This is a genomic window from Candidatus Cloacimonadota bacterium (assembly GCA_016932035.1).
GTDB lineage: Bacteria > Cloacimonadota > Cloacimonadia > JGIOTU-2 > JGIOTU-2 > Celaenobacter.
The window spans coordinates 1-21,430 of sequence record JAFGDR010000058.1; the positions used below are offsets into that span (position 1 = coordinate 1).

At 39.6% G+C, this 21,430-nt stretch carries 18 protein-coding genes, 2 rRNA genes and 1 pseudogene; 7 read left to right on the forward strand and 14 right to left on the reverse strand.

Annotation, left to right across the window (positions count from 1 at the left end):
- Together JW794_09580 and rrf are read left to right on the forward strand one after the other, a co-directional pair.
- A 23S ribosomal RNA gene (locus JW794_09580) occupies positions 1 to 950 on the forward strand; the annotation flags it as partial.
- 59 nt (positions 951 to 1,009) lie between these two features.
- Positions 1,010 to 1,126 (forward strand): 5S ribosomal RNA (gene rrf, locus JW794_09585).
- Between the two features lie 323 nt (positions 1,127 to 1,449).
- Here the strand turns inward: rrf and JW794_09590 are convergent.
- The 4 genes from JW794_09590 to JW794_09605 all read right to left on the reverse strand — a co-directional run bounded on the left by JW794_09590 (position 1,450) and on the right by JW794_09605 (position 6,998).
- Positions 1,450 to 2,838 (reverse strand): saccharopine dehydrogenase NADP-binding domain-containing protein, encoded by a 1,389-nt coding sequence (locus tag JW794_09590; protein MBN2018362.1) that lies wholly within the window; start codon positions 2,836 to 2,838, stop codon positions 1,450 to 1,452.
- Positions 2,792 to 4,093 carry a hypothetical protein gene (locus tag JW794_09595; protein MBN2018363.1) on the reverse strand — a complete coding sequence of 434 codons (1,302 nt, stop codon included), beginning with the start codon at positions 4,091 to 4,093 and terminating at the stop codon, positions 2,792 to 2,794. Before JW794_09595 ends, JW794_09590 begins: the two co-directional genes overlap by 47 nt.
- Before the next feature lies 1 nt (position 4,094).
- Positions 4,095 to 5,336 carry an ornithine--oxo-acid transaminase gene (rocD, locus tag JW794_09600; GenBank protein ID MBN2018364.1) on the reverse strand — a complete coding sequence of 414 codons (1,242 nt, stop codon included), beginning with the start codon at positions 5,334 to 5,336 and terminating at the stop codon, positions 4,095 to 4,097.
- 321 nt (positions 5,337 to 5,657) lie between these two features.
- Positions 5,658 to 6,998, reverse strand: a complete 1,341-nt coding sequence (locus JW794_09605; protein MBN2018365.1) for a response regulator SirA — start codon at positions 6,996 to 6,998, stop codon at positions 5,658 to 5,660.
- Positions 6,999 to 7,218: 220 nt separating this feature from the next.
- Between JW794_09605 and gcvH the strand changes: the two genes are divergently transcribed.
- A complete protein-coding gene (gcvH, locus tag JW794_09610; protein MBN2018366.1) occupies positions 7,219 to 7,596 on the forward strand; it encodes a glycine cleavage system protein GcvH in 378 nt (125 codons plus the stop codon).
- Between the two features lie 408 nt (positions 7,597 to 8,004).
- On the opposite strand, the gene JW794_09615 is transcribed toward gcvH, so the two are convergent.
- From JW794_09615 to JW794_09640, 6 genes are all read right to left on the reverse strand, one after another.
- On the reverse strand, positions 8,005 to 9,252 hold the full coding sequence (locus tag JW794_09615) for an MFS transporter (GenBank protein ID MBN2018367.1): 1,248 nt from the start codon (positions 9,250 to 9,252) through the stop codon (positions 8,005 to 8,007).
- Between the two features lie 6 nt (positions 9,253 to 9,258).
- Entirely contained in the window at positions 9,259 to 9,852 is a 594-nt protein-coding gene (locus tag JW794_09620; protein ID MBN2018368.1) for a dephospho-CoA kinase, read from the reverse strand.
- Positions 9,839 to 10,582 (reverse strand): diadenylate cyclase CdaA, encoded by a 744-nt coding sequence (gene cdaA, locus JW794_09625; GenBank protein ID MBN2018369.1) that lies wholly within the window; start codon positions 10,580 to 10,582, stop codon positions 9,839 to 9,841. Before cdaA ends, JW794_09620 begins: the two co-directional genes overlap by 14 nt.
- Positions 10,579 to 11,784: a dihydropteroate synthase gene (gene folP / locus JW794_09630; protein MBN2018370.1), complete on the reverse strand. Its 1,206-nt coding sequence runs from the start codon at positions 11,782 to 11,784 to the stop codon at positions 10,579 to 10,581. Before folP ends, cdaA begins: the two co-directional genes overlap by 4 nt.
- 66 nt (positions 11,785 to 11,850) lie before the next feature.
- The gene (locus JW794_09635; GenBank protein ID MBN2018371.1) at positions 11,851 to 13,065 is read right to left on the reverse strand and encodes a PLP-dependent aminotransferase family protein; all 1,215 of its coding nucleotides are present in this window, start codon (positions 13,063 to 13,065) and stop codon (positions 11,851 to 11,853) included.
- 171 nt (positions 13,066 to 13,236) lie between these two features.
- Positions 13,237 to 14,082 (reverse strand): phosphatase PAP2 family protein, encoded by an 846-nt coding sequence (locus tag JW794_09640; GenBank protein ID MBN2018372.1) that lies wholly within the window; start codon positions 14,080 to 14,082, stop codon positions 13,237 to 13,239.
- Positions 14,083 to 14,114: 32 nt separating this feature from the next.
- Between JW794_09640 and JW794_09645 the strand changes: the two genes are divergently transcribed.
- Positions 14,115 to 15,608 carry a glycosyltransferase family 39 protein gene (locus JW794_09645; protein ID MBN2018373.1) on the forward strand — a complete coding sequence of 498 codons (1,494 nt, stop codon included), beginning with the start codon at positions 14,115 to 14,117 and terminating at the stop codon, positions 15,606 to 15,608.
- Positions 15,609 to 15,625: 17 nt separating this feature from the next.
- Here the strand turns inward: JW794_09645 and JW794_09650 are convergent, their stop codons facing one another.
- From JW794_09650 to JW794_09665, 4 genes are all read right to left on the reverse strand, one after another.
- Complete coding sequence (locus JW794_09650) at positions 15,626 to 16,066, reverse strand: hypothetical protein (protein MBN2018374.1); 441 nt, start codon at positions 16,064 to 16,066, stop codon at positions 15,626 to 15,628.
- An 11-nt stretch (positions 16,067 to 16,077) separates the two neighbouring features.
- Complete coding sequence (locus JW794_09655; GenBank protein MBN2018375.1) at positions 16,078 to 16,710, reverse strand: hypothetical protein; 633 nt, start codon at positions 16,708 to 16,710, stop codon at positions 16,078 to 16,080.
- Positions 16,711 to 16,921: 211 nt separating this feature from the next.
- Positions 16,922 to 17,467, reverse strand: a complete 546-nt coding sequence (locus JW794_09660) for an HDIG domain-containing protein (protein ID MBN2018376.1) — start codon at positions 17,465 to 17,467, stop codon at positions 16,922 to 16,924.
- A 10-nt stretch (positions 17,468 to 17,477) separates the two neighbouring features.
- Positions 17,478 to 18,854 (reverse strand): PhoH family protein, encoded by a 1,377-nt coding sequence (locus JW794_09665; protein MBN2018377.1) that lies wholly within the window; start codon positions 18,852 to 18,854, stop codon positions 17,478 to 17,480.
- Between the two features lie 514 nt (positions 18,855 to 19,368).
- Between JW794_09665 and JW794_09670 the strand changes: the two genes are divergently transcribed.
- From JW794_09670 to JW794_09680, 3 genes and pseudogenes are all read left to right on the forward strand, one after another.
- Complete coding sequence (locus JW794_09670) at positions 19,369 to 19,860, forward strand: hypothetical protein (GenBank protein ID MBN2018378.1); 492 nt, start codon at positions 19,369 to 19,371, stop codon at positions 19,858 to 19,860.
- Positions 19,791 to 19,976, forward strand: a pseudogene (locus tag JW794_09675) (hypothetical protein). Before JW794_09670 ends, JW794_09675 begins: the two are co-directional and overlap by 70 nt.
- Positions 19,965 to 21,359 carry a T9SS type A sorting domain-containing protein gene (locus tag JW794_09680; protein ID MBN2018379.1) on the forward strand — a complete coding sequence of 465 codons (1,395 nt, stop codon included), beginning with the start codon at positions 19,965 to 19,967 and terminating at the stop codon, positions 21,357 to 21,359. The pseudogene JW794_09675 and the gene JW794_09680 overlap by 12 nt, the downstream one beginning before the upstream one ends.
- Positions 21,360 to 21,430: the final 71 nt, after the last annotated feature.

The following is a 21,430-nucleotide window of genomic DNA, read 5'->3' on the forward strand; positions in this document are numbered from 1 at the left end:
AAATTCCTTGTCGGGTAAGTTCCGACCTGCACGAATGGTGTAACGACTTGGGCGCTGTCTCAACCAGGGACTCGGTGAAATTGCAGTGGCGGTGAAGATGCCGCCTACCCGCGAAAGGACGGAAAGACCCCGTGAACCTTTACTGCATTTTGGTATTGTATTTTGGTGTTGTTTGTGTAGGATAGGTGGGAGGCTTTGAAGCTTCGGCGCTAGCCGGGGTGGAGCCAACGTTGAAATACCACCCTAATGATATCGGAATACTAACTCGTGCCTTTATGAGGTATGAGAACAGTGCCAGGAGGGCAGTTTGACTGGGGCGGTCGCCTCCTAAAATGTAACGGAGGCGTACAAAGGTTCCCTCAGCGTGATTGGTAACCACGCGTAGAGTATAAAGGCATAAGGGAGCTTAACTGCAAGACCGACGGGTCAAGCAGATGCGAAAGCAGGTCTTAGTGATCCTATCCCACCGCATGGAAGGGGGATAGCTCAACGGATAAAAGGTACTCCGGGGATAACAGGCTGATAGCGCCCGAGCGTCCATAGCGACGGCGCTGTTTGGCACCTCGATGTCGGCTCATCACATCCTGGGGCTGAAGAAGGTCCCAAGGGTATGGCTGTTCGCCATTTAAAGTGGTACGCGAGCTGGGTTCAGAACGTCGTGAGACAGTTCGGTCCCTATCCTTCGTGGGCGTTAGATGTTTGAGGAGATCCACACTTAGTACGAGAGGACCAATGTGGACAGACCTCTGGTGTAACGGTTGTGACGCCAGTTGCATTGCCGTATAGCTATGTCTGGAATGGATAACTGCTGAAAGCATATAAGCGGGAAGCCAACTCCAAGATGAGACATCTTTTAAGACTCCTTGAAGACTACAAGGTTGATAGGTTACAGGTGTAAGTACAGCAATGTATTCAGCCGAGTAATACTAATTAGTCGTAGCCTTACTTTTTTCTCTTAAATTCTCTTACTTTACTCACTACCTATTTTTAATACATGGGCAGTGAAATGATTGGTTGTTATAGCAGTGTGGGTACACCTGTTCCCATCCCGAACACAGAAGTTAAGCACACGTGCGCTGATGGTACTGCATGGGAAACTGTGTGGAAGAGTAGGTCGCAGCCAATCATTCCGCTGCCCAATTTTTTATTATGAAACCCAAAGGGCAATGAATCAAATCATTGCCCTGTTTTTGTTTTAAAATGAGTTTTATATTTTTGGGTGTGGTTTCTATAACGTTTATCATAACTTGCATCACTTATGTATTTTATGATGGGAGGGGGTACGACAATAATGTAATGCAGTACAATCCGAACTTATTTTTCTTTTTCATAATAAACCTTGTTAATACACAACGCAAAAAAAAATTGCTGTAAAGTTTCATTTATGTGCATAAGAAAAAGCCCTCAAAAAAATCTTCAAGGGCTTTGTAATCTATTACAATTGAAATATTACATGTCTTCAAACCGCTCGACACATTCGATGTTTTGTTTTTTCAATTCTTCAAGAACGGGCAGGTAGATCTCAGGATCGACAGGTATCTTCACACCCTTTTCCTGTATCTTTCCTTCAAGAATGAGCTTCACTGCGATCGCAGCAGGCAGTCCAACGGTTCGTGACATCGAAGAGTCACCATTCGGAATACCATAATCGATCATGGTCGAAGTAATATGCTGTTTCTTGTCCGGAAATTTTGCAATAAAATCATGGTGAAGTACGAGCAGGTCTCGTTCACCCGGTTCGTAATTCAGTTTATTGTTCAGAGCATGACAGAATACGTCCATTGCTGTTCCTTCATCAAGACCAATGATGATATCGCTGAGAAGTCCAAGCCATTCAATTCGGTAGATCGGGTTGGCATCAATTGGAAGTTCCCACTGCGCTGCGAGGTTTTCTTTGAGCGATGTATGAGTATCGGTTGTCACGAAATTTATCATGAAATCTGCATACGTAATGCCCGTGAGGTCATACTTCTTCTCATCATCGAGAAGACCGAGGTCAACGATCTTTTTCATGGTTGCGCACCATCCGGGATAGCGCAGGGTACCGCGAAACATGGTCTTTGTATTTTCAATACTATATAGATCGACATAAGGAACCGAATTTCTATTTGGATATCCCTCGAGCGTGCCGAATTCAGGAATCTCGACTTCCCAGTGATGGGCAAAGAGTTCCGGTCCGGGAATATCGATGATCTCGCCATCCTCGAGCCACTTTGATGCATTCTTTCCTGCCATGACTACGCCGCGTGGGCTCCATGAAAATTTGTAACCCCAGGGATTGGTATTTGCTTCAGGAGCTGGAAGTCCACCGCAGTATGATCTGAAACTGAGGATCCTTCCGTTTTGTTCTTTCACACCGTCTATAACTCTCATTGCTGACATGTGATCGATACCGGGATCGACGCCGATCTCATTAAGAATGAGCACATCAGCATCACGGGCATCCTCGTCCAGTTCGCGCATTGCATCGCTTACATAGGATGTTGTGACCATGTGTTTACCGTGTTTGATGCAGAGTTTTGCCACTTTCACATGATAGACATAGGGCAGTAAGCTAACAGAGAGATCGTGCTCAGAAACCAGTTTATCAAGCATATCATCATCCTGAACATTCAACTCGACAGGCTTCCCATTTGGATGACCGGCAACCAGCTTTTCAGCTTTGCTGACCGTTCTGCTTGCCACAGTCACCATAAAATCTTTTTGAGCAAGAAGATAGTTCACATGAGGTCTGGATACCAATCCAGCTCCTAGAATAAGTACTTTTTTCATTGAAATATCCTTTCGTATCTTATAAAAACTTTTTGATGTATTTGTAATTCTCTGTAAGTTTGCCATTATAAAGGATCAAGGCATTCTCGAGTTCAAATGGTAGATCGGTTCTATCAAGTTTACCATCTTCGTGAGTTTTGACAAGCTGGGGAACAAAATCGATCAATGCTTTGCTGAAAGCCATTGACGCATCTCTCGGTATTTCACAGGGAAGATTATCCCGACCGACAACAATAACGCCCTTTGCTTCGTTGCCATCTACTACAGCATCGGTGTGTGGGTCGTAGGTATAGGTAGGATTATCAGGCTCGGTTATTTTACTGGTTATTTCAATCGCTCCTTCTATATCGCAGCTAACATCCCCAATTACCTTAAGTTTGAGTGGTTCGCCATCTTTTGTGATATTCTTCAATGCCTTTTTGGTTACCAATCGAGGGCTTCCAAGCGACCAGTAGATGCAGTTCATCAGAATCGTAAGGTGGGGTATATATTGAGTAAACTGAGATACATATTTTTTTGGATGAGCGAAATAATCCTGTAATTCGAATTGCGCAGATCGGTCTTTTGGTACAACCATATCGATCTCTTTGAAAACAACCTTATAAAGATGTCTGTTCGAAATATTTTTGTCCTTTAATGAAAGAAGTTCCTGAGGTGTTATATCGATGTGCGGTAAACAATCCAATATTTCCTGTGCACCTTTAGACACATTGCCATAGCCTGTAAAACCTACAACGAGAGGACATATGTCATCCGGAAGTCCCTGAGCTGAAATATTCTCTGCAATATTTTTGAGGGAGTTCTTTATATCTTCGACTGAGTGATATTCATACGCCTTTTTTATTGTTTCAAAAGGAGTTTTCAAACCTTCATGTTTCAATCGCTGTCCATATGCCCAGAGCGCATCGATCATACCAGCAATACCTGCATGACGTCCAAAAAAAATCAAGCGCTGATACTTATCATTCACGATCTTTTCATAATCGATGAGATTGCATTTAAGGTCCATCATACACTTGAGCATCGGCATGTTATAAAGCTGTCCTTTGATCACATGAGAGAAAAACACATAGGTTTTTCCGCGCTGGAAGAAGGATTTTGGTATTTCTTTCACACCGAATACAACATCGCAATCCGAAAGGTCTTCCTGAACGTTTGCACCTGCTTGTTTGTACTCATCATCGGTAAAAACACGAATTTTTGAAGGTTCAATAAAGGTTTGTATGCTGAATTCATCATGTAGGAGTTTTACATGCTCCGGCGTGATTGCCACGCGACGTTCCCAGGTGCTTTTATCTTCTCTTCGTATTCCTATCTTCATATTATATCTCGTCAAAAACCTGTTTTATTCGTTTCAACGCATCCCTGAGCTGATCTTCGGTAATTACCAACGGCGGAGCAAAACGAATGATGTGTTCGTGAGTTGGTTTGGCAAGAACGCCTTTGTCTTTGAGTTTCAGGCAGACCTTCCATGCATCGATGCCGTCTTTAGGTTTGATGACTACGGCATTGAGCAAACCTTTTCCCCGCACGATTTCAATGAGTGGAGAGTCTATTGCTTCGAGTTCAGCGCGAAAGATCTTTCCCAATCTTTCTGCATTTTCTGTAAGATGTTCTTCTTTGATGACTTTGAGAGCTGCGGTTGCAACAGCGCATGCAAGCGGAAACCCGCCAAAGGTCGAACCGTGCTCACCCGGATTGATGGTCAGCATTATTTCTCTGCTGGAAAGAACAGCGCTGATTGGAAGCACGCCGCCAGAAATTGCCTTTCCAAGGATTAGAACATCAGGTTTGACTTCTTCATAATCACATGCGAGCAGACGACCTGTTCGTCCAATACCGGACTGGACTTCGTCAGCTACGAAAAGAACATTATATTGTTTACAGATATCATAGCATTTTTTGATGTAACCCTCATCCGGCACATATACGCCAGCTTCACCCTGAATTGGTTCGACGATAAATGCGCATACTTCTTCACCCTGTTCTTTGAGAACTTCTTCAAGAGCTTGAGGGTCGTTATACGGAATTTTAATGATGCCGGGAAGGAATGGACCAAAATGGGTTCTGCAATCAGGATCGGTGGAGGCAGAAATAACACCTATCGTTCTTCCATGAAAATTATTTTCACAGAAGATTATCTTTGCTTTGTTGTCTTCGATCCCTTTTTTGACATATCCCCATCTGCGAGAGAGTTTCATCGCGGTTTCCACACCCTCGACGCCGGTATTCATTGGCAAGACCATTTCAAATCCGAAATACTCGGTGACGAATTTTTCATATTCACCAAGCTTGTTGTTGAAGAATGCTCGTGAGGTAAGTGTGAGTACTTTTGCCTGTTCAGTGAGGGCATTAATAATTTTTGGATGACAATGTCCCTGGTTCACTGCAGAATAGGCAGAAAGAAAATCATAATATTTATTGCCTTCGGGATCCCATACGAAAGGTCCATCACCTTTCGCGATCACGACAGGAAGCGGATGGTAATTGTGAGCCCCGTAGGTTTCTTCAAGTTCCATTGCTTTTTTGCTTGAAATGTTTCCAAATTCAAGTTTATCAGCCATAACTACTCCGGCTATTTTTTGACTCTTTGTGATGCCCTATTTGGAGATGTCAAGGATAGTGAACACTTCTTATAAGCTATTAAAAGAAACCTTCGTGACAGTTCAATGTTATAACCAAGTAAGGCATAAAATTGCATTTTCGGAGGTAATTCATATCCTGTTCAATCGTGTAGCGAGTGCTTCATCCTTCGCTGTGAACCACTTTCGACACCTGGATTTTAATTATCCAGATTTGTCAGGATGATTCGAGAACAACACTCATTTAGAAGTGGAACTTCGAAACTCATTTTACATTATGATTTTATTATTTTGGTTTAGAATTTAATACTCCAAACTACTTCCGCCGATAAATTCACGCAGAACCGAATGAGCTGGAACAGAGGAATCATCTGTAACAGGAAAGACTTCTTCAAGTGAGTCCAGAATCCTTCTAGAGCGAGTATAGGCATCCTCTTTCAGTGGATCATCCTTGAATTTTTCAGTCCATTCACGGAACAGACTGAGCACTCTACCAGCATAAAGCGCAACTTCATACGGCATTGCACTATTTATAATGTAGTCGGTCGTGTTGATATACGGAATAATATGCCTGAGTTCACTGCTGCGCACATAGTGCCAGTGCTCTAGGGTTTGCTGCGGATTATATGCACGATGAGTCGCATCCCGGAGCATTCTGCGTATCAGGCGAAGGTCTGTCCATCGAATATACTGTCCTTTATTATTCTTCATTTGCAGGAGCGGTTCAAGGTACAGCTTGAATTTTATATCGTCAGCAACATCTTTGGTCATTGCAGGGAACAGCCCATGCAGACTATCAATCAGAAGAATTTGATGGTTTTCCAATTTCATTTTTGTCCGGTTCAGATGCCGGGTGCCTGTCTTGAAATCATAGAAGGGGATGACGACTTCTTTCCCATCACACAGCGCAGCAATATGTTCATTGATCATCGGCAGGTCGAGTGCCTGTGGTGTTTCAAAATCGTAATCTCCGAACTCATCTTTCGGATGCATTTCCAGGTCGAAGAAATAGTGATCGACATTTAATGTGACAAAACTCAATCCATGTTTCTTTAAACGTTCTTCCAGCTTTATTGTCGTCGTAGTTTTACCTGACGAAGAGGGTCCGCTGATCATCACGAGCTTGATCTTTTGCTCACGCTCGAGTATCAGGTTCGATGCGATATTCACTTCATTTTCATATGCGCTTTCCGATTCATGCACGATATGTGGAAATTCTCCATTTTCGATACGAGCATTCATACCGGTAATAGTATTCAGGTCATGCGATGTTGCCCAATCGAGCACTTTCCAGAGTTTTGCCCAGGGAATATTCTGAGAAGGGTGGGATAATCGTTGATTTCGCTCTTCCCGTTTCCTGTTTTGTTCATTGCGGTATAGGATATATTCCTTCGCCACTTCGTCATGCCCATTTTTTATCAAGACCTGCTCCACGATGTCCTGTATATCTTCCACGTGGGGTGGATTTTCTGCAGAATATTTCTCTCTAAGAATATTCACTACCTGCTTTTCAAGACGTTCAGCAGGCTGCTTATCCCGGCCACCAACTGCAACGGCAGCTCTGTATATTGCGTTAGAAATACGTGAAGGATTGAACCTCACCTTAGCACCACTTCGTTTTATCACATGTGTAATCTCGGACATAGTTACTCCTATGTTGCGATTTTCTGATTATGAACAATTTTGTCAACTTGCTGAGATTTGAATGTTATATATACGTAATCATACGAGAATTGAAAACCTATTTTTATGAACTCAATGAATTATTTATTATTATTGACATAAAATCCAGCTACCATTTTTCAAGCTACAAAATGAATATTAAAAGAATAATAACTATACATCATTACACAAAGGAGCTTTCATGGTAAAAGACGAACTTTTTTATACAGAGACCCATGAGTGGATCAAGGTCGATGGCAAGATCGCCACAATGGGAATCACAGATTATGCCCAAAAAGAACTTGGCGACATCGTGTATGTAGAGCTTCCTGAGGTTGATAGTGAACTAACAGCTGGTGATGTTCTGGCAACAGTTGAAGCAGTGAAAGCAGTTGAAGAGATCTATATTCCTCTGAGTGGCATCATCGTAGAGGTAAATGAACAGCTTACAGATGCATCCGATCTTATGAATTCCAGTCCTTACGATGAGGGATGGATTGCAAAATTTGAAATTTCCAGCACTGATGAGCTTGAGGGTTTACTCGAAGCTGACGAATACAGGAAACTCATCGGCGCATAAGTAATTTTCCCCCTTACACTTAGGAAGATCCTCCGTACCCCCTTGGAGGGTCTTCTTTTTTTTGATTATTTATATCTGTAAGTATGAAAAGAAAAACATAAAAATCTTGAATATTCAGTAGTGCAAACAGAATATCCAACCGAACAAGGATTGGGGTTCAAGGCTCTCATGTGAGACTTTCCATCAAAAAGAGTGCTCAATAAAAAAATCATCGACGCGGATTGTGAGGAAATTGAAATATAATTATAAGTCGTAAATGTGCCAGTAGTTTCGATAGAACAAACAACTTCTTGATTGTATTTGAAACTCAGGTGGTCATTGGTCATTCCGTGCTTGTCGCACCAAAGTGACAGCCAAGGCGTATTGGAGAATGGATATTATTTTTCAAATTGGAATATTTGATTGTATTTAATGTTTCCTCTCCGCAACTTTCACGAACGAATAACCCATACTTACCAGCAACCCGATAAGACCGAGTGCAATACCGACGCCAAATGTGTCAGCTAAAAATCCCATGAGTGGAGATAGGATTACAATAAAAATCGTTTTTAATTGAGTCTCAACGGACAGTCCTGTTGCCATAACATGTGAGTCGATATTTTCGCTGATAAAACCAACATTCATAGGTCTTCGTACGTTCTGGAGCATATATACAATGATAAAAAGAACGATCGCAAAAATCTTCACATCAACATATGTTGCAACACCCGCAAGTATCACAGCAGTTAGACCGAACATGTAACTTCTATTGATCGCTGTCGTTACATTTTTGAAATGTGATACAAAATTCTGTGACCTTCTCGAAGCATATGCAGAAAGGATAAATAGGACGAAGTACGTGATCGAGATGATGATAGTACTCCGTTGATTCCCCAAGCTAACAAGGATCGGAAGGGATAATGCAAAGGTCTGTAAGATCGGTTGCAGGTAATCCTTCACTGCTTTGAATAGCCCGTCAAAACTCGCTGAATTAAAGTAAGCTCGCAGAAGTAAAGAATTCTTGAACATCTGTACAAAATTTCTTAACGTAGCTTTGAAGTTTGATGCAACTCCCTTCCAGAATGATAACCGTTCGATCTTTGTAATTTTGCCATTCAAATAGTTTGGATAGGTGAGCATAAGCATAAGACCAAGGATGTACGGCACGATTGAAGCAAGAAAGATAATCCGATACGATTCTGCAAAAAATACTAGAATTCCTGCCATGAGTGCCGATACCGCAGAACCGATCTGCGAAGCGCTTCTTGTGTGACCGTAATATTCGATCTTGCGGTCGGTAATGTAATGCAGTTTTAGGTAATCGAGAATCATTGCTTTATGCGTTCCCGACCTGAATGCTTCACCAAATGCAAACAAAACCATAGCAAGGACATATAATCCAAAGTAAGGGAAAAGGTAAAAGATAATGAATGAAAAAATGTAACTCACAAAGGCGAGAACCATTGAAAATTTTCGTCCATAACTATCTGCGAAAAATCCGGTAGGTATCTCAAGAATGCCTGTGGCAATTTCCCTGATAGAGAAAAGCGTTCCTATTTGAAGAAAGGAAAATCCCATTTCTCTGAAAAACAGGATAATGAAGGGATCGAAGAACCTAAGATTTTTCAGGAAACCGTAGGTGCAAAATTTGTAATACTGCAGATTCTTAGGAACCATGCTTATCTATTTTTGTGCTTGTTGAAGCTTCTCCCAGATAATCGTTATACGCTCATTCAAAGCTTTGATTGTACCATCATTTTCAATGATGAAATCAGCTAAGGCGATGGGGAATTCCTGCTGTGCTCGAATACGCACTTTTGCTTCTTTTGCTGTTATGTGAGTATGTTTTACCAGTCGGGAAATTTTTACTTTTTCCGGTGCAGTTACCAAAATGACATACGTGCATATCTCGTTCATGCTCCACTGAAACAGGAGCGCAGCATCGATCACGATCATTGGATCGGTTGACTGTTCGACTCTTCGCAAAATTTCTTTTATAAGAGCTGGGTGAACGAGTGCATTGAGTACTTTCAGCTGTTCAGGATCTTTGAAAACTATTTTTCCGAGTTCTTTTCTATTGATTTCATGATTGTCTAAAACAGATTTCCCAAAATAGGCAACGATTTGATCTTTAATTTTCTCGTCATACAGGATATTATGACCAATTCTATCTGCATTGATCACGGGAATTCCTTTGTTAATGAAAAACTCGGCAACGAGTGACTTACCCGAGCCGATCCCTCCGGTTATTCCCACAATGTTTCTATTCGAATTCATCCATTAAGGTCTGGGTAAGGATGTCGATGGAAACATGAGATTTCATTGTTCCATTCTTTGCGGTTGATATCTTTCCTGTTTCCTCTGAAACCACGATTACAAATGCATCTGTTTGCTCTGATATTCCGATTGCTGCTTGATGTCGTGTTCCAAATCGCTGTACATATTTTGTTTGATTTGTAAGTGGCAGGATCACTTTTGCTGCAACGATCCGGTTGTCTTTTATAACCATTGCACCATCGTGGAGAACGGTCCTTTTGTTGAAGATAGTAAGGATCAGCTTTTCTGAAATTTCAGCATCGATGATCTCCCCAGTACTGATATAGTCATCCATTCCGACTTTTTCCACCAGAACAAAAATTCCACCGATCTTACTGAAAGACATGGCCCGAATAGCATTGATGAGTTCGGTGAATCGATAATCTGATTTCTGTGGAAACAGTGATCGCATGAAAGGTTTCTGACCGAATTTGATAAGAGCAGATCGAATTTCCGGCTGGAATAGGACTACGAGAGCAATAGCCCAGATATCTCGTATAATGCGGACGATAGAACCAAGAAGTGTTAAATTGAGGAGTTCGGCAATGAAATAGATGATCACCACAAGGACCAAACCCCAAACAATCTGATAGGTTTTTGATCCATGCACCAGCAGTATGAGCCTATAAATGATATAGGTGACTACTAATATATCTATGACGTCAAGGACGTTTGGAATGAGAAAACTCATGATCGCATATCTCTTATTGCATCGATGATTTGTGCAAGTTTTTTATGAGGTGCCACTTCATGCACTCGAACGATATGTGCTCCCTGTAAGATAGAATAAGCATGCGCACCAAGAGTACCTTCAAGGCGTTCTTCCTTTTCTGATTTCTGAAGCCAGCCGATGAAGCTTTTATTTGAGCATCCGATAAGGATTGGTTTGTCGAGACATTTGAATTCATATAGTTTATGAATGATCGTGAGATTATCCTCTATCCGTTTTCCAAATCCGATACCTGGGTCGACAATGATCTGCTGAGTCGGAATGCCTGCTTCTTCAGCAATGTGTATGGACTTGTTAAGGTACTCAAGAATTTCTTCAACAACATCTTCATAGGTTGGTTCTTTCTGCATATCCCGAGGAGTTCCTTTAATATGCATGACGATCACTGCCACATCATTAAATTCAGAAATAGTCTTTGCCATATCAGGATCGAAGTGAAGACCGCTGATGTCATTCACGATTCGAACTCCTTCAACAAGTGCTGCTCTGGCGACATCTGCTTTGTAGGTATCAATTGAAAATGGTATATCAAATCTCTGTATTGCCCTTGAAATAATAGGAATGACCCTGTCCAGCTCTTCCTGCACCGATACTTTTTCTGCAAAAGGCCGTGTCGATTCACCACCGATATCTATGATATCTGCACCCGCATTCACCATTTTTTCTATGTGATGCATTGCAACATCGGCCTTAGTGTACTTGCCGCCATCATAGAAGGAATCGGGCGTAAGATTGAGAACACCCATAATATGTGTTCGATCAAAAGAAAGAGTTCGATCTCCGGCTTTGATTGAGTAGGGTAGTTTTCTTTCTTTAATGTCGACAAGTTTCTGCAGACGATTAATAATGTCTGGTATCTCAAATATATCCTGGAAGGAGAGTTTTTTTATTAGCTTGTGAATCAATTTAAGATTCCCGAGAATGATGACATCCGACCGATTGACCTTACCATTCACGACTCCCCGCGAAACTGCTGCATCACCACCGATACTGAGCATGTCCTGTTTAATGATATTAGCAGCTCCCAATTTGATGTTTTTTAGTTTTATCGCAGTGCAGAGTGATTTTTCAAACATGGATTCAATACCTTGTGAGGTTACACCGATCCGTTTCAATTCAATAATGCAATCATCTGCCTTTTGCACACACAATATTCTATCCATCATACATCCTATAAAGAAAGCCCACAACGGTATGTGGGCTTTGATCTATCTATTTATTACATGGCTTTATTTTGCATGTTCTTTAATTACAGTTGCCAAACGTTTTACTCCCTCAACGATCTGTTCTTCAGTTGGATAAGAGAAGTTAATTCTCATGGCATCGTGACCTGAATCATCGCAATGGAAAGCTGAACCAATGACATAGGCGACGTTTTTATCTACTGCCTTATAGAAAAGCTCATCGGTATCGATTCCCATATGACCGGGTACACGCATAAAGAGGAAAAGACCACCTTCCGGTTTTGTCCAGGTAACACCTTCGGGCATATATTTCTCAAAGGCATCAAGCATGATATCTCGTTTTTTGCGATACATCTTTTTGATATTATCAATATTTTTATCGAGATACCCTTTCTCCATGAAGCGACCGATAATACGTTGTGAGAATGTTGGAGGACACAGGTCTGTTGATTGTTTGGCGACAACAAGTTTTGTTATCACTTGAGGATGTGCTAAGATCCAGCCAACACGGAATCCAGGAGCAAAGATTTTAGAGAAAGTTCCCAAAAGAATAACTCGTCCTTCATTATCCAGGCTATAGATTGTTGGTACAGGATCTCCTTCAAAACGCAATTCTCTGTATGGACTGTCCTCAAGAATAATGAGATCAAATTCATAAGCGAGTTCCAATATCTCGTGGCGACGTTTAAGACTCATAGTCATTCCAGCAGGATTTTGAAAATCAGGAACGATGTAGATGAATTTTGGTTTGTTTCCGCTGTCATTCAGAATCTTTAATTCTTGGCGTAATAATTTTGAACTCTTGCCCTCTTCATCATGCGGGACACCGATCATCTCTGCGCCATATGCATTGAAAGCTCCCAAACCGCCAACATACGATGGAAGTTCAACAATAATCGGATCACCCGGATCTATAAATATTTTTGCTGTCAGATCTAAACCTTGTTGGGATGATGTCGTAACGAGTAAATTTTCCTCTTTAACATCCATTCCATTTTTATGTGAATGCTTTATCAGCTGATCTCTGAGAACATGATCACCTTCTGTCGCACTATATTGTAATGCAATCTTACCCTCTTTTTCCATAACTTCATTAACGACCTCTTTTACCTCTTCAACAGGAAATGAATCAGGCGAAGGAAGACCGCCGGCAAAGGAAATAATCTCAGGTTTTGCAGTGAGTTTCAGAAGTTCACGAATAACCGACTTCTTCATCCTTCTCGAATTAATTGAAAAGAGCTCATCAAAATTAACTGGCATAGTAACTACCTCATCTTTTTTTGTATTCATGTTATTTTATTCCAAATGCTGTCAAGTTAAATTCCTAAGATTCAACTAAGGATTTATTTTATAAAAGATTGGGTAATCCTTAACATTCAAAATGGTAAAAATTTTCTCATCAAATATATTTTTATACGAAAATCATTACATCTAACGATGAAAAATAACCTTGTAGAATGCAACGATTCCAACAAACAAACAGATAATACCAGCTATCCATTTTATGGGATCGGCAAGTGGGTAATGAGTATTATAAATGAGTAGGAGATCAACAGTACAGACAAGAAGGACAATGCCATATATGATCTGAGAAATCCTCGAGTAACCCCAGGTGGATTTATCTGCAAGAGATACTCCGATCCAAGCACTGAACCAACCGAGTAATGCACCTGCAAGAACATCAATAGGCCAATGCGCGCCAACCACGATCCGAGAAAATCCAACAAGGAGAGCAAAAATGATACTCCACATGAAGATTGCCTTCTGCCGAAATGTGAAAGCAATGACACCCATCAACGTAAAAATGGTTGTTGAATGTCCGGAAGGAAACGCATGCTTTGTCAGTCGCCGTCCGATAATATGGAATGTATCGGCAGGAAGCACACCAGCAGGTCTGGGTACATCCAAGATTCTTTTAAGACTGTGCAGAACGATCATATAAAATATAGATGCAATGAGTACGCTCCAGATTATATCCGGTCTTTTTTTGAGGAACGGGAATAAGAGAACAGCTGCGAAAAGCCCATCGCCAAAAAGAGTAATAAACCCCCAGAAACGATCACCTGTTATTGTGTTTGCTTTATTGAATAGTAAAAAGAGCTTTGTGTTGATGCCCATAAATTGTATAATGATCATGAGCATCATAAATATGAGAAGAGGTGACCATACCCAAGGATCTTTGAAGGAAGGGGCAGATTTTTTTATCATATCAAAATTGAAAATGATATTATTTATTTGGCAATGTTTCCGAGAAAATTGACATCTATAATGATTCATATTATGCAAAATTCTCAATAGAGAAGGTTTGTATGAAAAAATCAGTATTATCGATCTTTGATATTTTTAGAGATACGACCGCACTGCTTATTCTAGGGATAGGATTTGTTGTACGTTTGATCGCTAGTATATTTGTAGTACCTGGTATCGATGAAGCATACTACGGCGTCTGTTCTTATTTTCCTGCATGGGGATTTTTTGATCACCCTCCGATTGTTGTAATCACAGCTGGTTTCGGCAGATGGCTGACCGATTCGTATTCTCCGCTAAGTTTGCGTTTAGGGGCTATTATTCTATTCCTGATCTCTGCAATTCTTATGTATTTTATTGTAAGAAGTCTCTTCGAGAGGAAAGCTGCAATCTTCTCTATCCTTTTTCTGCATACGATCCCTTACTTTTTTGTTGGAATGGGAGCATTCGTCATTCCGGATAATGCACTTGGTGTATTCTGGTTACTCTTTATCCTGAGTATCATGAAGGTGAATCAAACCGGAAAAGGGATCTGGTTTTTGTTGTCTGGTGTCAGTCTCGGTTTTGCTATGCTGTCGAAATATCATGCAATTCTGCTGCTTTTGAGTATTGGATTTTGCCTGATAGCTTTCAGGGAATGGCGCAGATATTGGAAAAGTCCCTTCCTCTATATCGGGCTTCTTGTTGCAGGGCTGATATTCCTTCCCAATGTTTTATGGAATGCGAAACACGACTGGGTTTCTTATACATACCAATTCGGAAAAGGCGTTGGACATCATAGTATTTCTTTCACGAAATTCTACCAGGGGGTACTTGTTCAAGCTGCGTATCTGTTGCCGTGGATTATGATCATACTCATTATCAGTATAGTAAAAACGATCGACGAAAATGATGAACATTATCGATGGCTGCTACCCTTTGCACTTCTCCCGATCGGTATTTTTACCCTTTTCGGAGCAACTCAGCAGATACTCCCACATTGGCCCATGCCCGGCTATCTTGCTGCAATAATCCTCACCTCAGGGTGGATGTTCAGCTGGAAAAAACCAGCAGTAAAATGGACATTCTGGAGCACGGGAATCGTGACTACTGTTCTCCTCATTATCATTGTTATTCATTCGATCACGGGATTTCTTAATCTAGGGGTCAAAATGGATCTCACCCTCGAAGGATTTGGATGGGATAAGGTTATCGACGATCTGGAAGGTCGCAATTTGTTGGATGATGAAACCTTCCTTTTCACACATAAATACATCACTGGCGGTGAACTTGGCTATGCTGCTCAAAAGAGATATCCGGTAGCTGTCTTTGATGTTGGGAGCGCACATCATTTTGCGTATTGGTCTCCAATGGATTCACTGATGGGTAAAGATGGTATCTTTGTGATGCATCCACGTTATACAACGAGTCCTGAAGCTCGATATTCTGAATATTTTGAAGAGATAATTCCACTCACTGGAGTCATGATCTATCGTAATGGAAAGTATGAGATGACATATAATCTGTGGTTATGTAAAAACCTGCAAAAACCTTATCCGCTGGATTATGGTCCGTAGAAAATATACAAAATTTCTTAATTGTTCCTTTCTTCAGACAAGGCTAACGCAAAATACCCGACCGGTGACCAGTCACTCCATTCCGGAACTGAGAGAAATCCTATTGTGGCAATCATCCTCAAACGGCAGTAGTATGTTTGTCCAATCGTAAACTTTTCAATTGGAATTTCAATATATCTTACCAAATTCACATTATAATAAACATAGTCATGACATTCGCTGTCGAAGAGTAAATTAGAAAAATCTTCAGTGGTTGCGACCTGTACCTGCCCCTCTGTTTCATATACACAAAAACTAAATGTTATACAGTTAAGTGTATCGACATAAATCGTATCTTCTTGAGATTCTGCTTCATCAGGAAGGTAAAGACCGATTGGGCCATCATATTTATATTCCAAACTACACGTACAAAGTACGACTGCCGAAAACAATAATAAAAAAAACATCTTGCTTTTCATGTTAGTGCCCTTTATAATACTATACCTATAAAACAGATAGCGCTAAGGTTACTCACCTCGCCCGTAACCGATTTTTCGTTTATTTTGTTAACACTCTTCGTCACTCTTATATCAAGATATACTGGCTTATATATTGTTGATAAACTTACCTGCACACCAATCAAAAAGCCAGCATCCTCTTTTTTTACATATTGAAGTTTATCATCGACTTTTTTCTCATACCTTTCTGTGATCTCGCCATCAGCGTTTGAAGCTTCATATGAAAAAGAATACTCATATAATCGGCTGAGAAGTCTAGCATAATACAATCCAGCGTAAGGTTTACATATCTCTTTACCGAAAAGAGAAAGAGTTGTTCGAAGATAAAACGGTATTTCTAAATAATGAAGTTCCTGAAATCCATCCCATTTACTCAATTGGGAATAGTAATCTCCACTTCCATATACATGATTCTCATACTTAACATTATATCTTCTCACTGCGTAGAGCAAATCTGTGTTAAAACTTATGAGATCATGTACAATGTATGAAAATACAATACCACATATGAACGAGGGCGAAGTACTCGAACCTGCTGAACCGACCGATAAATAATGATAGTAACTGTCTTTTAGTATATATGAGGGAAAATTTAATCCGCACATTATTCCCTTTTGAAATTCTCCTGCATAGTTATGAAAAGACAATATGAATATGAAAAATAATAGCGAAATTACTGTGACAACTCTTTTTCTTTCCCGGATCATTTTATCTCCTTAACTCTCCAATAAAATAATACCTTTTTCCGTCAACTTATTTGCATTTTACAGTATTCTATATTCGTACTCACACGCGCCGATCCGTGAGCTATAAATATCAAAATCCCAATTCCTTCTCGATACCTGCCATTGCTTGCAGTGTGTGGTCGATAAAATCTTCGAGAGACATACCGAATTCCTCACAGGTTTTGATTTGCTCCCTATTTGCACCTGCTGCAAAGCGTTTTTCTTTGAATCTTCTCATCACAAAATTTGTATCTAATGATGATATTTTTTTATCTGGATGCATCAGCGTTGCTGCAACGATAAGTCCTGTTAATGAATCAACTGCATAGAGAACCTTATCCATATTCGATTTTCTCTCCACATGCCCAGGATGTGCTTCGATCGCATACAGTATTTTCTCATCGAGTCCTTTGTCTTTGAGCAGTTCAACTGAATCTTTACCATGCCGTACAAAATTATTCACCGTTGTTTCATAATCAAGGTCATGGAGCATACCGGCAAGTGCCCACATCTCTTCGTCTTCTTCGAAATATCGTGCAAAATGAGCCATTGCAGCTTCCACAGCCAGGCAGTGCTTCCGAAGGTTCTTGTTCTTCAGGTGTTGTTTCAATAATTCAAGTGCTTCTTCTCGTGTCATAATGAATCCTTTATAAATATTTTGCAGCCATCTCAGCCAGTACAGAGCGTTCGCCCTTGACCAGCGTCACATGACCGGATAGTTTCTCATCTTTGAATTTCTCGACCACCACACTCAAGCCATTGCTTTCAGAATCCAGATAGGGTATATCGATCTGGTATGGATCGCCGGTCAACACCACTTTTGTTCGATCGCCGGCTCGTGTGATAATGGTTTTCATCTCATGGGGTGTCAGGTTTTGCGCTTCATCAACGATCATGAATTGGTCTGGCAGACTTCTCCCGCGAATGTAAGTCAAGGGTTCAAGTTCGATAAATCCATAATCCAGAAACTCATCGAGAGAGGATGTGCGTTTTCGTCCAAATTTACCCTTTTCCTTTTTTTCATCTTCCTGCTCATGGCTCTGGAGGAGGATTTCCATGTTGTCATATATCGGTTGCATCCAAGGATTGTATTTTTCCTTTTTTGAACCCGGCAGATATCCGATATCTTTACCGAGTGGAAAGATCGGACGTGTGACAATGAGTTTTGTAAATTTTTCTTCCTGAATTGTTTTCTGCAAACCTGCAGCAAGTGCAAGAAGTGTTTTCCCCGTACCTGCAATGCCGATGAGTGAAACGATTTTTATAGAATCATCAAGGAGGATATCAAATGCTGCTTCCTGTTCCGGATTGAGCGCTTTCACTCCCCAGATTGGTTCTCCTTTGTAGAACTTAAGGGGTCGTACGACATCTTCGTCCTTATGGTATTTCAAAATCACATTGTGGTGAAATTTATCTTTTTCATATAATAGAAGGAATTGATTATAAAATGATAGTCCGAAGGAATTTTTCACTTCTTGCTCTTTTTTTAAAGCATCCACTTCCGATCCGGTCACTTCTTTTTTTAGAACGCCGGTATAAAGTTCTTCAAAGTTGATTGTTTCAGCTTCATAGTTGATCGCCTTCAGCCCGATTGCATCCGCCTTGATGCGCACATTGGCGTCTTTGGAAACCATGATAACTTCTTTGTCGGGATTTTCTTTTTGGAACTTGTAAGCAGTACCGAGGATCAAGTTGTCGTTTACATCGGTGATAAGAATATCATTCACATCTCCATCTACTTTATGGGCAAGTGAGACCTGGAGAATGCCGCCGTTTTTTAATTTTACTCCTTTGGCAAGTGAGTCCTGCTTACGCAATCCATCGAGTATTCTGCTGAATTGACGGGCATTCCTGCTTTTTTCATCCAGCCCTTTTTTGAACTGGTCGGTTTCCTCGATAACGGTAATAGGAATGACAATTTTATCTTTAGGATATGCATAAATTGCCGATGGGTCGTGAATTACCACATTCGTGTCGAACACATATATCTTTTGCATCTGTTCCTTCTTCTGTTCTTTTTCCATGATCGTTTGAGTGTTGATGGCAAGTATTTTTATGTCAAATTAATATTGAACTATTAGCTTTTTGAACCCAATTAATGTAAATCTTGACAAATAAATAATTAAAATCGTTATGGAAAATAGAGACCGAGATTTGATGAGAATATGTTTTTATTTAATGATCCTACTTAAGGTTATCACACATTGAAAGTTATTCTTATTTTATGTCTTATAAGTAGTATAATATAGAGACATTTATGATAGGATAATTTAACAATAGGAGGATTAAAAAGTGAAAATTATTATTTTAATATTTATTACATTACTTCTTTTGTTTTCAAACACTTTTGGTGATTATGTAGAAATTGGAATAGGGGAATATTTAACCTGGTATGTTCCTGTTTATTCTACTTATGATTATAGCTGGACAAGAACAATTTATCCTAGAAAAGATATTGGTTTATCGTTTGATATTACTAAAATCTCTTATAGAACTCTGTGGATTGAAGGTACTACTAGATATAACCAGAAAATCTTTATGAAACATACTTCTGATGATACTTATTCAAACGGAGATTATGAAGACACAACAACTTATACAAAAGTTTATGATGGCACAATTTACTGGAATGGTAGTGGCTGGTTTGATATTACCCTTGATACTCCCTTTAGTTACAATGGTATTGATAATCTTGTAATTTACTATCAGAATCATCACGGTGTTGCTTTGCCTGAAGAAGATAAATTCAATTTTTACTATACCTATGATCAATATCGAGCTATTTATAAAGGTCAAGATGGATCATTCCCCACATCATGGGGCACGATGTGTGCATACCCACCTGATATTAGACTTCATTATACTATTTCAGGTCCAATGCTACAATTAACACCTACTGAAAAGAATTATGAGGATGTTGATGTAATGCATCCTCCCCACAAACATTCACCGTCGAAAATATTGGAAGTGGAGAATTATCTATCAGCTCTGTTAGTATTAGTGGAACAAACAGTGATCAATTCTCTCTAGATGATTTAAACAGATATCCAGTCACTCTAGATAATGGAGAATCAATAACTTTCGAGGTTTTATTTGAGCCGACTTCAACTGGTTCGAAGATAGCCACACTTTCCGTGTACTCTAATAGGGGTACTCATATTTCTGATCTTGAAGGTGAAGGAGTTCAAAATTACTTTGGGGGTGGAGGTGACGAAGAGGGAGGATATTATTTTGCCAATAGTCTTGCTACACTTGCCACATCACACCCAACATATAGCTGGTATCCTAATCAGACAGGTGGTTCAAACGAAGGAACTTTGATTGCTGATACTGACTTTGTTAATGGAAATGAAGATAATGGTCACACCAATCTAATAAATATATTCGATGATTCATCAAATTTTAATTTTTTTGGGATTAATTATACTCAGATGTATTTAAGTACAAATGGTACAATTGGTTTTGGAGATGATCCAACACCTTGGCATGCATATACTTTTCAAAGAATTCCAAGCGCTTTGTTTGGTTATAATAATATGATTGCCTGGTGTTGGGATAACCTTGATTATGATAGCGATTCATCAGCAGATGTAAATATCCGAATCTCGAGATTATCAGATAGGTCAATTATTACATTTTGGCATTATCCAAATTTGGAAGGAACACAGTATATTACTGCTCAAGTTGTGATATTTAAAAATGGTAACATATTTATAATGTATAATGATGATGAAAGCACATATGATTCAACACAAAATGATTGTTCAATAGGGATTGAAAATGCGGATGGAAGTAAGGGAGTAAATTATAGATATGATGAAGAAGGGGGGCCAATATTTGGATCAAACCTTGCACTGGCTTTTGGACAGGATGAATCAACACTTCCAGCAGAAATTTTATCAGGTTCCTTTACTGCATCATATACTTATAATGAATACGGATCTAATTATATCTCAATAGATTGGACTACTCTTTCTGAAAATGATGTGCTGGGATGGTTTATATATCGTAATTCAATAAATGATCTCTTTACAGCAATTAGAATATCTTCTTTAATTGAGGGATATGGTTCAACTACACTTACTCATGTATATTCCTATAACGATTACACTGCAAAAATTCATCCTGGAAATGTTTATTACTATTGGCTTGAAATGATCGATTTCAGTGGAAACATAGATCAATACAATACAATTGCACAAGTGGTAATCCCTGATATACAAACACCAGGTCAAAATAACAATCCAATTATATATAATTTTTCTGCTTCACCAAATCCATTTTCTGAAACTACTTCTATTTGCATAACTTTAGAGAAGACGGAACGAGTTGATATTTCCGTTTACGACATAACAGGGAGACTGATAAAGAAGTATAATCAATTATTAATTCCGTCAGATGAAGAATATTTTCTTGAATTTCAAGCTAAAGATAGAAAAGGAGATAGTATATCAAATGGTATATATCTGATAAGTTTATCTATTGAAGGAAAACCATATAAAACTGAAAAGATAATCCTAGTTAAATAAGTTATTATTATTTCAATACATTAGTTATTTTATATTGAATTAACCGTCATATATTAATACGATTATTATCT

Excerpts from the sequence above, each read along its gene's own strand:
- JW794_09590 (MBN2018362.1), bottom strand. The coding sequence starts at position 2,838 with ATGGCAAACTTACAGAGAATTACAAATACATCAAAAAGTTTTTATAAG.
- JW794_09595 (MBN2018363.1), bottom strand. The coding sequence starts at position 4,093 with ATGAAGATAGGAATACGAAGAGAAGATAAAAGCACCTGGGAACGTCGC.
- rocD (MBN2018364.1), bottom strand. The coding sequence starts at position 5,336 with ATGGCTGATAAACTTGAATTTGGAAACATTTCAAGCAAAAAAGCAATG.
- JW794_09605 (MBN2018365.1), bottom strand. The coding sequence starts at position 6,998 with ATGTCCGAGATTACACATGTGATAAAACGAAGTGGTGCTAAGGTGAGG.
- gcvH (MBN2018366.1), top strand. The coding sequence starts at position 7,219 with ATGGTAAAAGACGAACTTTTTTATACAGAGACCCATGAGTGGATCAAG.
- JW794_09615 (MBN2018367.1), bottom strand. The coding sequence starts at position 9,252 with ATGGTTCCTAAGAATCTGCAGTATTACAAATTTTGCACCTACGGTTTC.
- JW794_09620 (MBN2018368.1), bottom strand. The coding sequence starts at position 9,852 with ATGAATTCGAATAGAAACATTGTGGGAATAACCGGAGGGATCGGCTCG.
- cdaA (MBN2018369.1), bottom strand. The coding sequence starts at position 10,582 with ATGAGTTTTCTCATTCCAAACGTCCTTGACGTCATAGATATATTAGTA.
- folP (MBN2018370.1), bottom strand. The coding sequence starts at position 11,784 with ATGGATAGAATATTGTGTGTGCAAAAGGCAGATGATTGCATTATTGAA.
- JW794_09635 (MBN2018371.1), bottom strand. The coding sequence starts at position 13,065 with ATGCCAGTTAATTTTGATGAGCTCTTTTCAATTAATTCGAGAAGGATG.
- JW794_09640 (MBN2018372.1), bottom strand. The coding sequence starts at position 14,082 with ATGAATCATTATAGATGTCAATTTTCTCGGAAACATTGCCAAATAAAT.
- JW794_09645 (MBN2018373.1), top strand. The coding sequence starts at position 14,115 with ATGAAAAAATCAGTATTATCGATCTTTGATATTTTTAGAGATACGACC.
- JW794_09650 (MBN2018374.1), bottom strand. The coding sequence starts at position 16,066 with ATGAAAAGCAAGATGTTTTTTTTATTATTGTTTTCGGCAGTCGTACTT.
- JW794_09655 (MBN2018375.1), bottom strand. The coding sequence starts at position 16,710 with ATGTGCGGATTAAATTTTCCCTCATATATACTAAAAGACAGTTACTAT.
- JW794_09660 (MBN2018376.1), bottom strand. The coding sequence starts at position 17,467 with ATGACACGAGAAGAAGCACTTGAATTATTGAAACAACACCTGAAGAAC.
- JW794_09665 (MBN2018377.1), bottom strand. The coding sequence starts at position 18,854 with ATGGAAAAAGAACAGAAGAAGGAACAGATGCAAAAGATATATGTGTTC.
- JW794_09670 (MBN2018378.1), top strand. The coding sequence starts at position 19,369 with ATGAAACATACTTCTGATGATACTTATTCAAACGGAGATTATGAAGAC.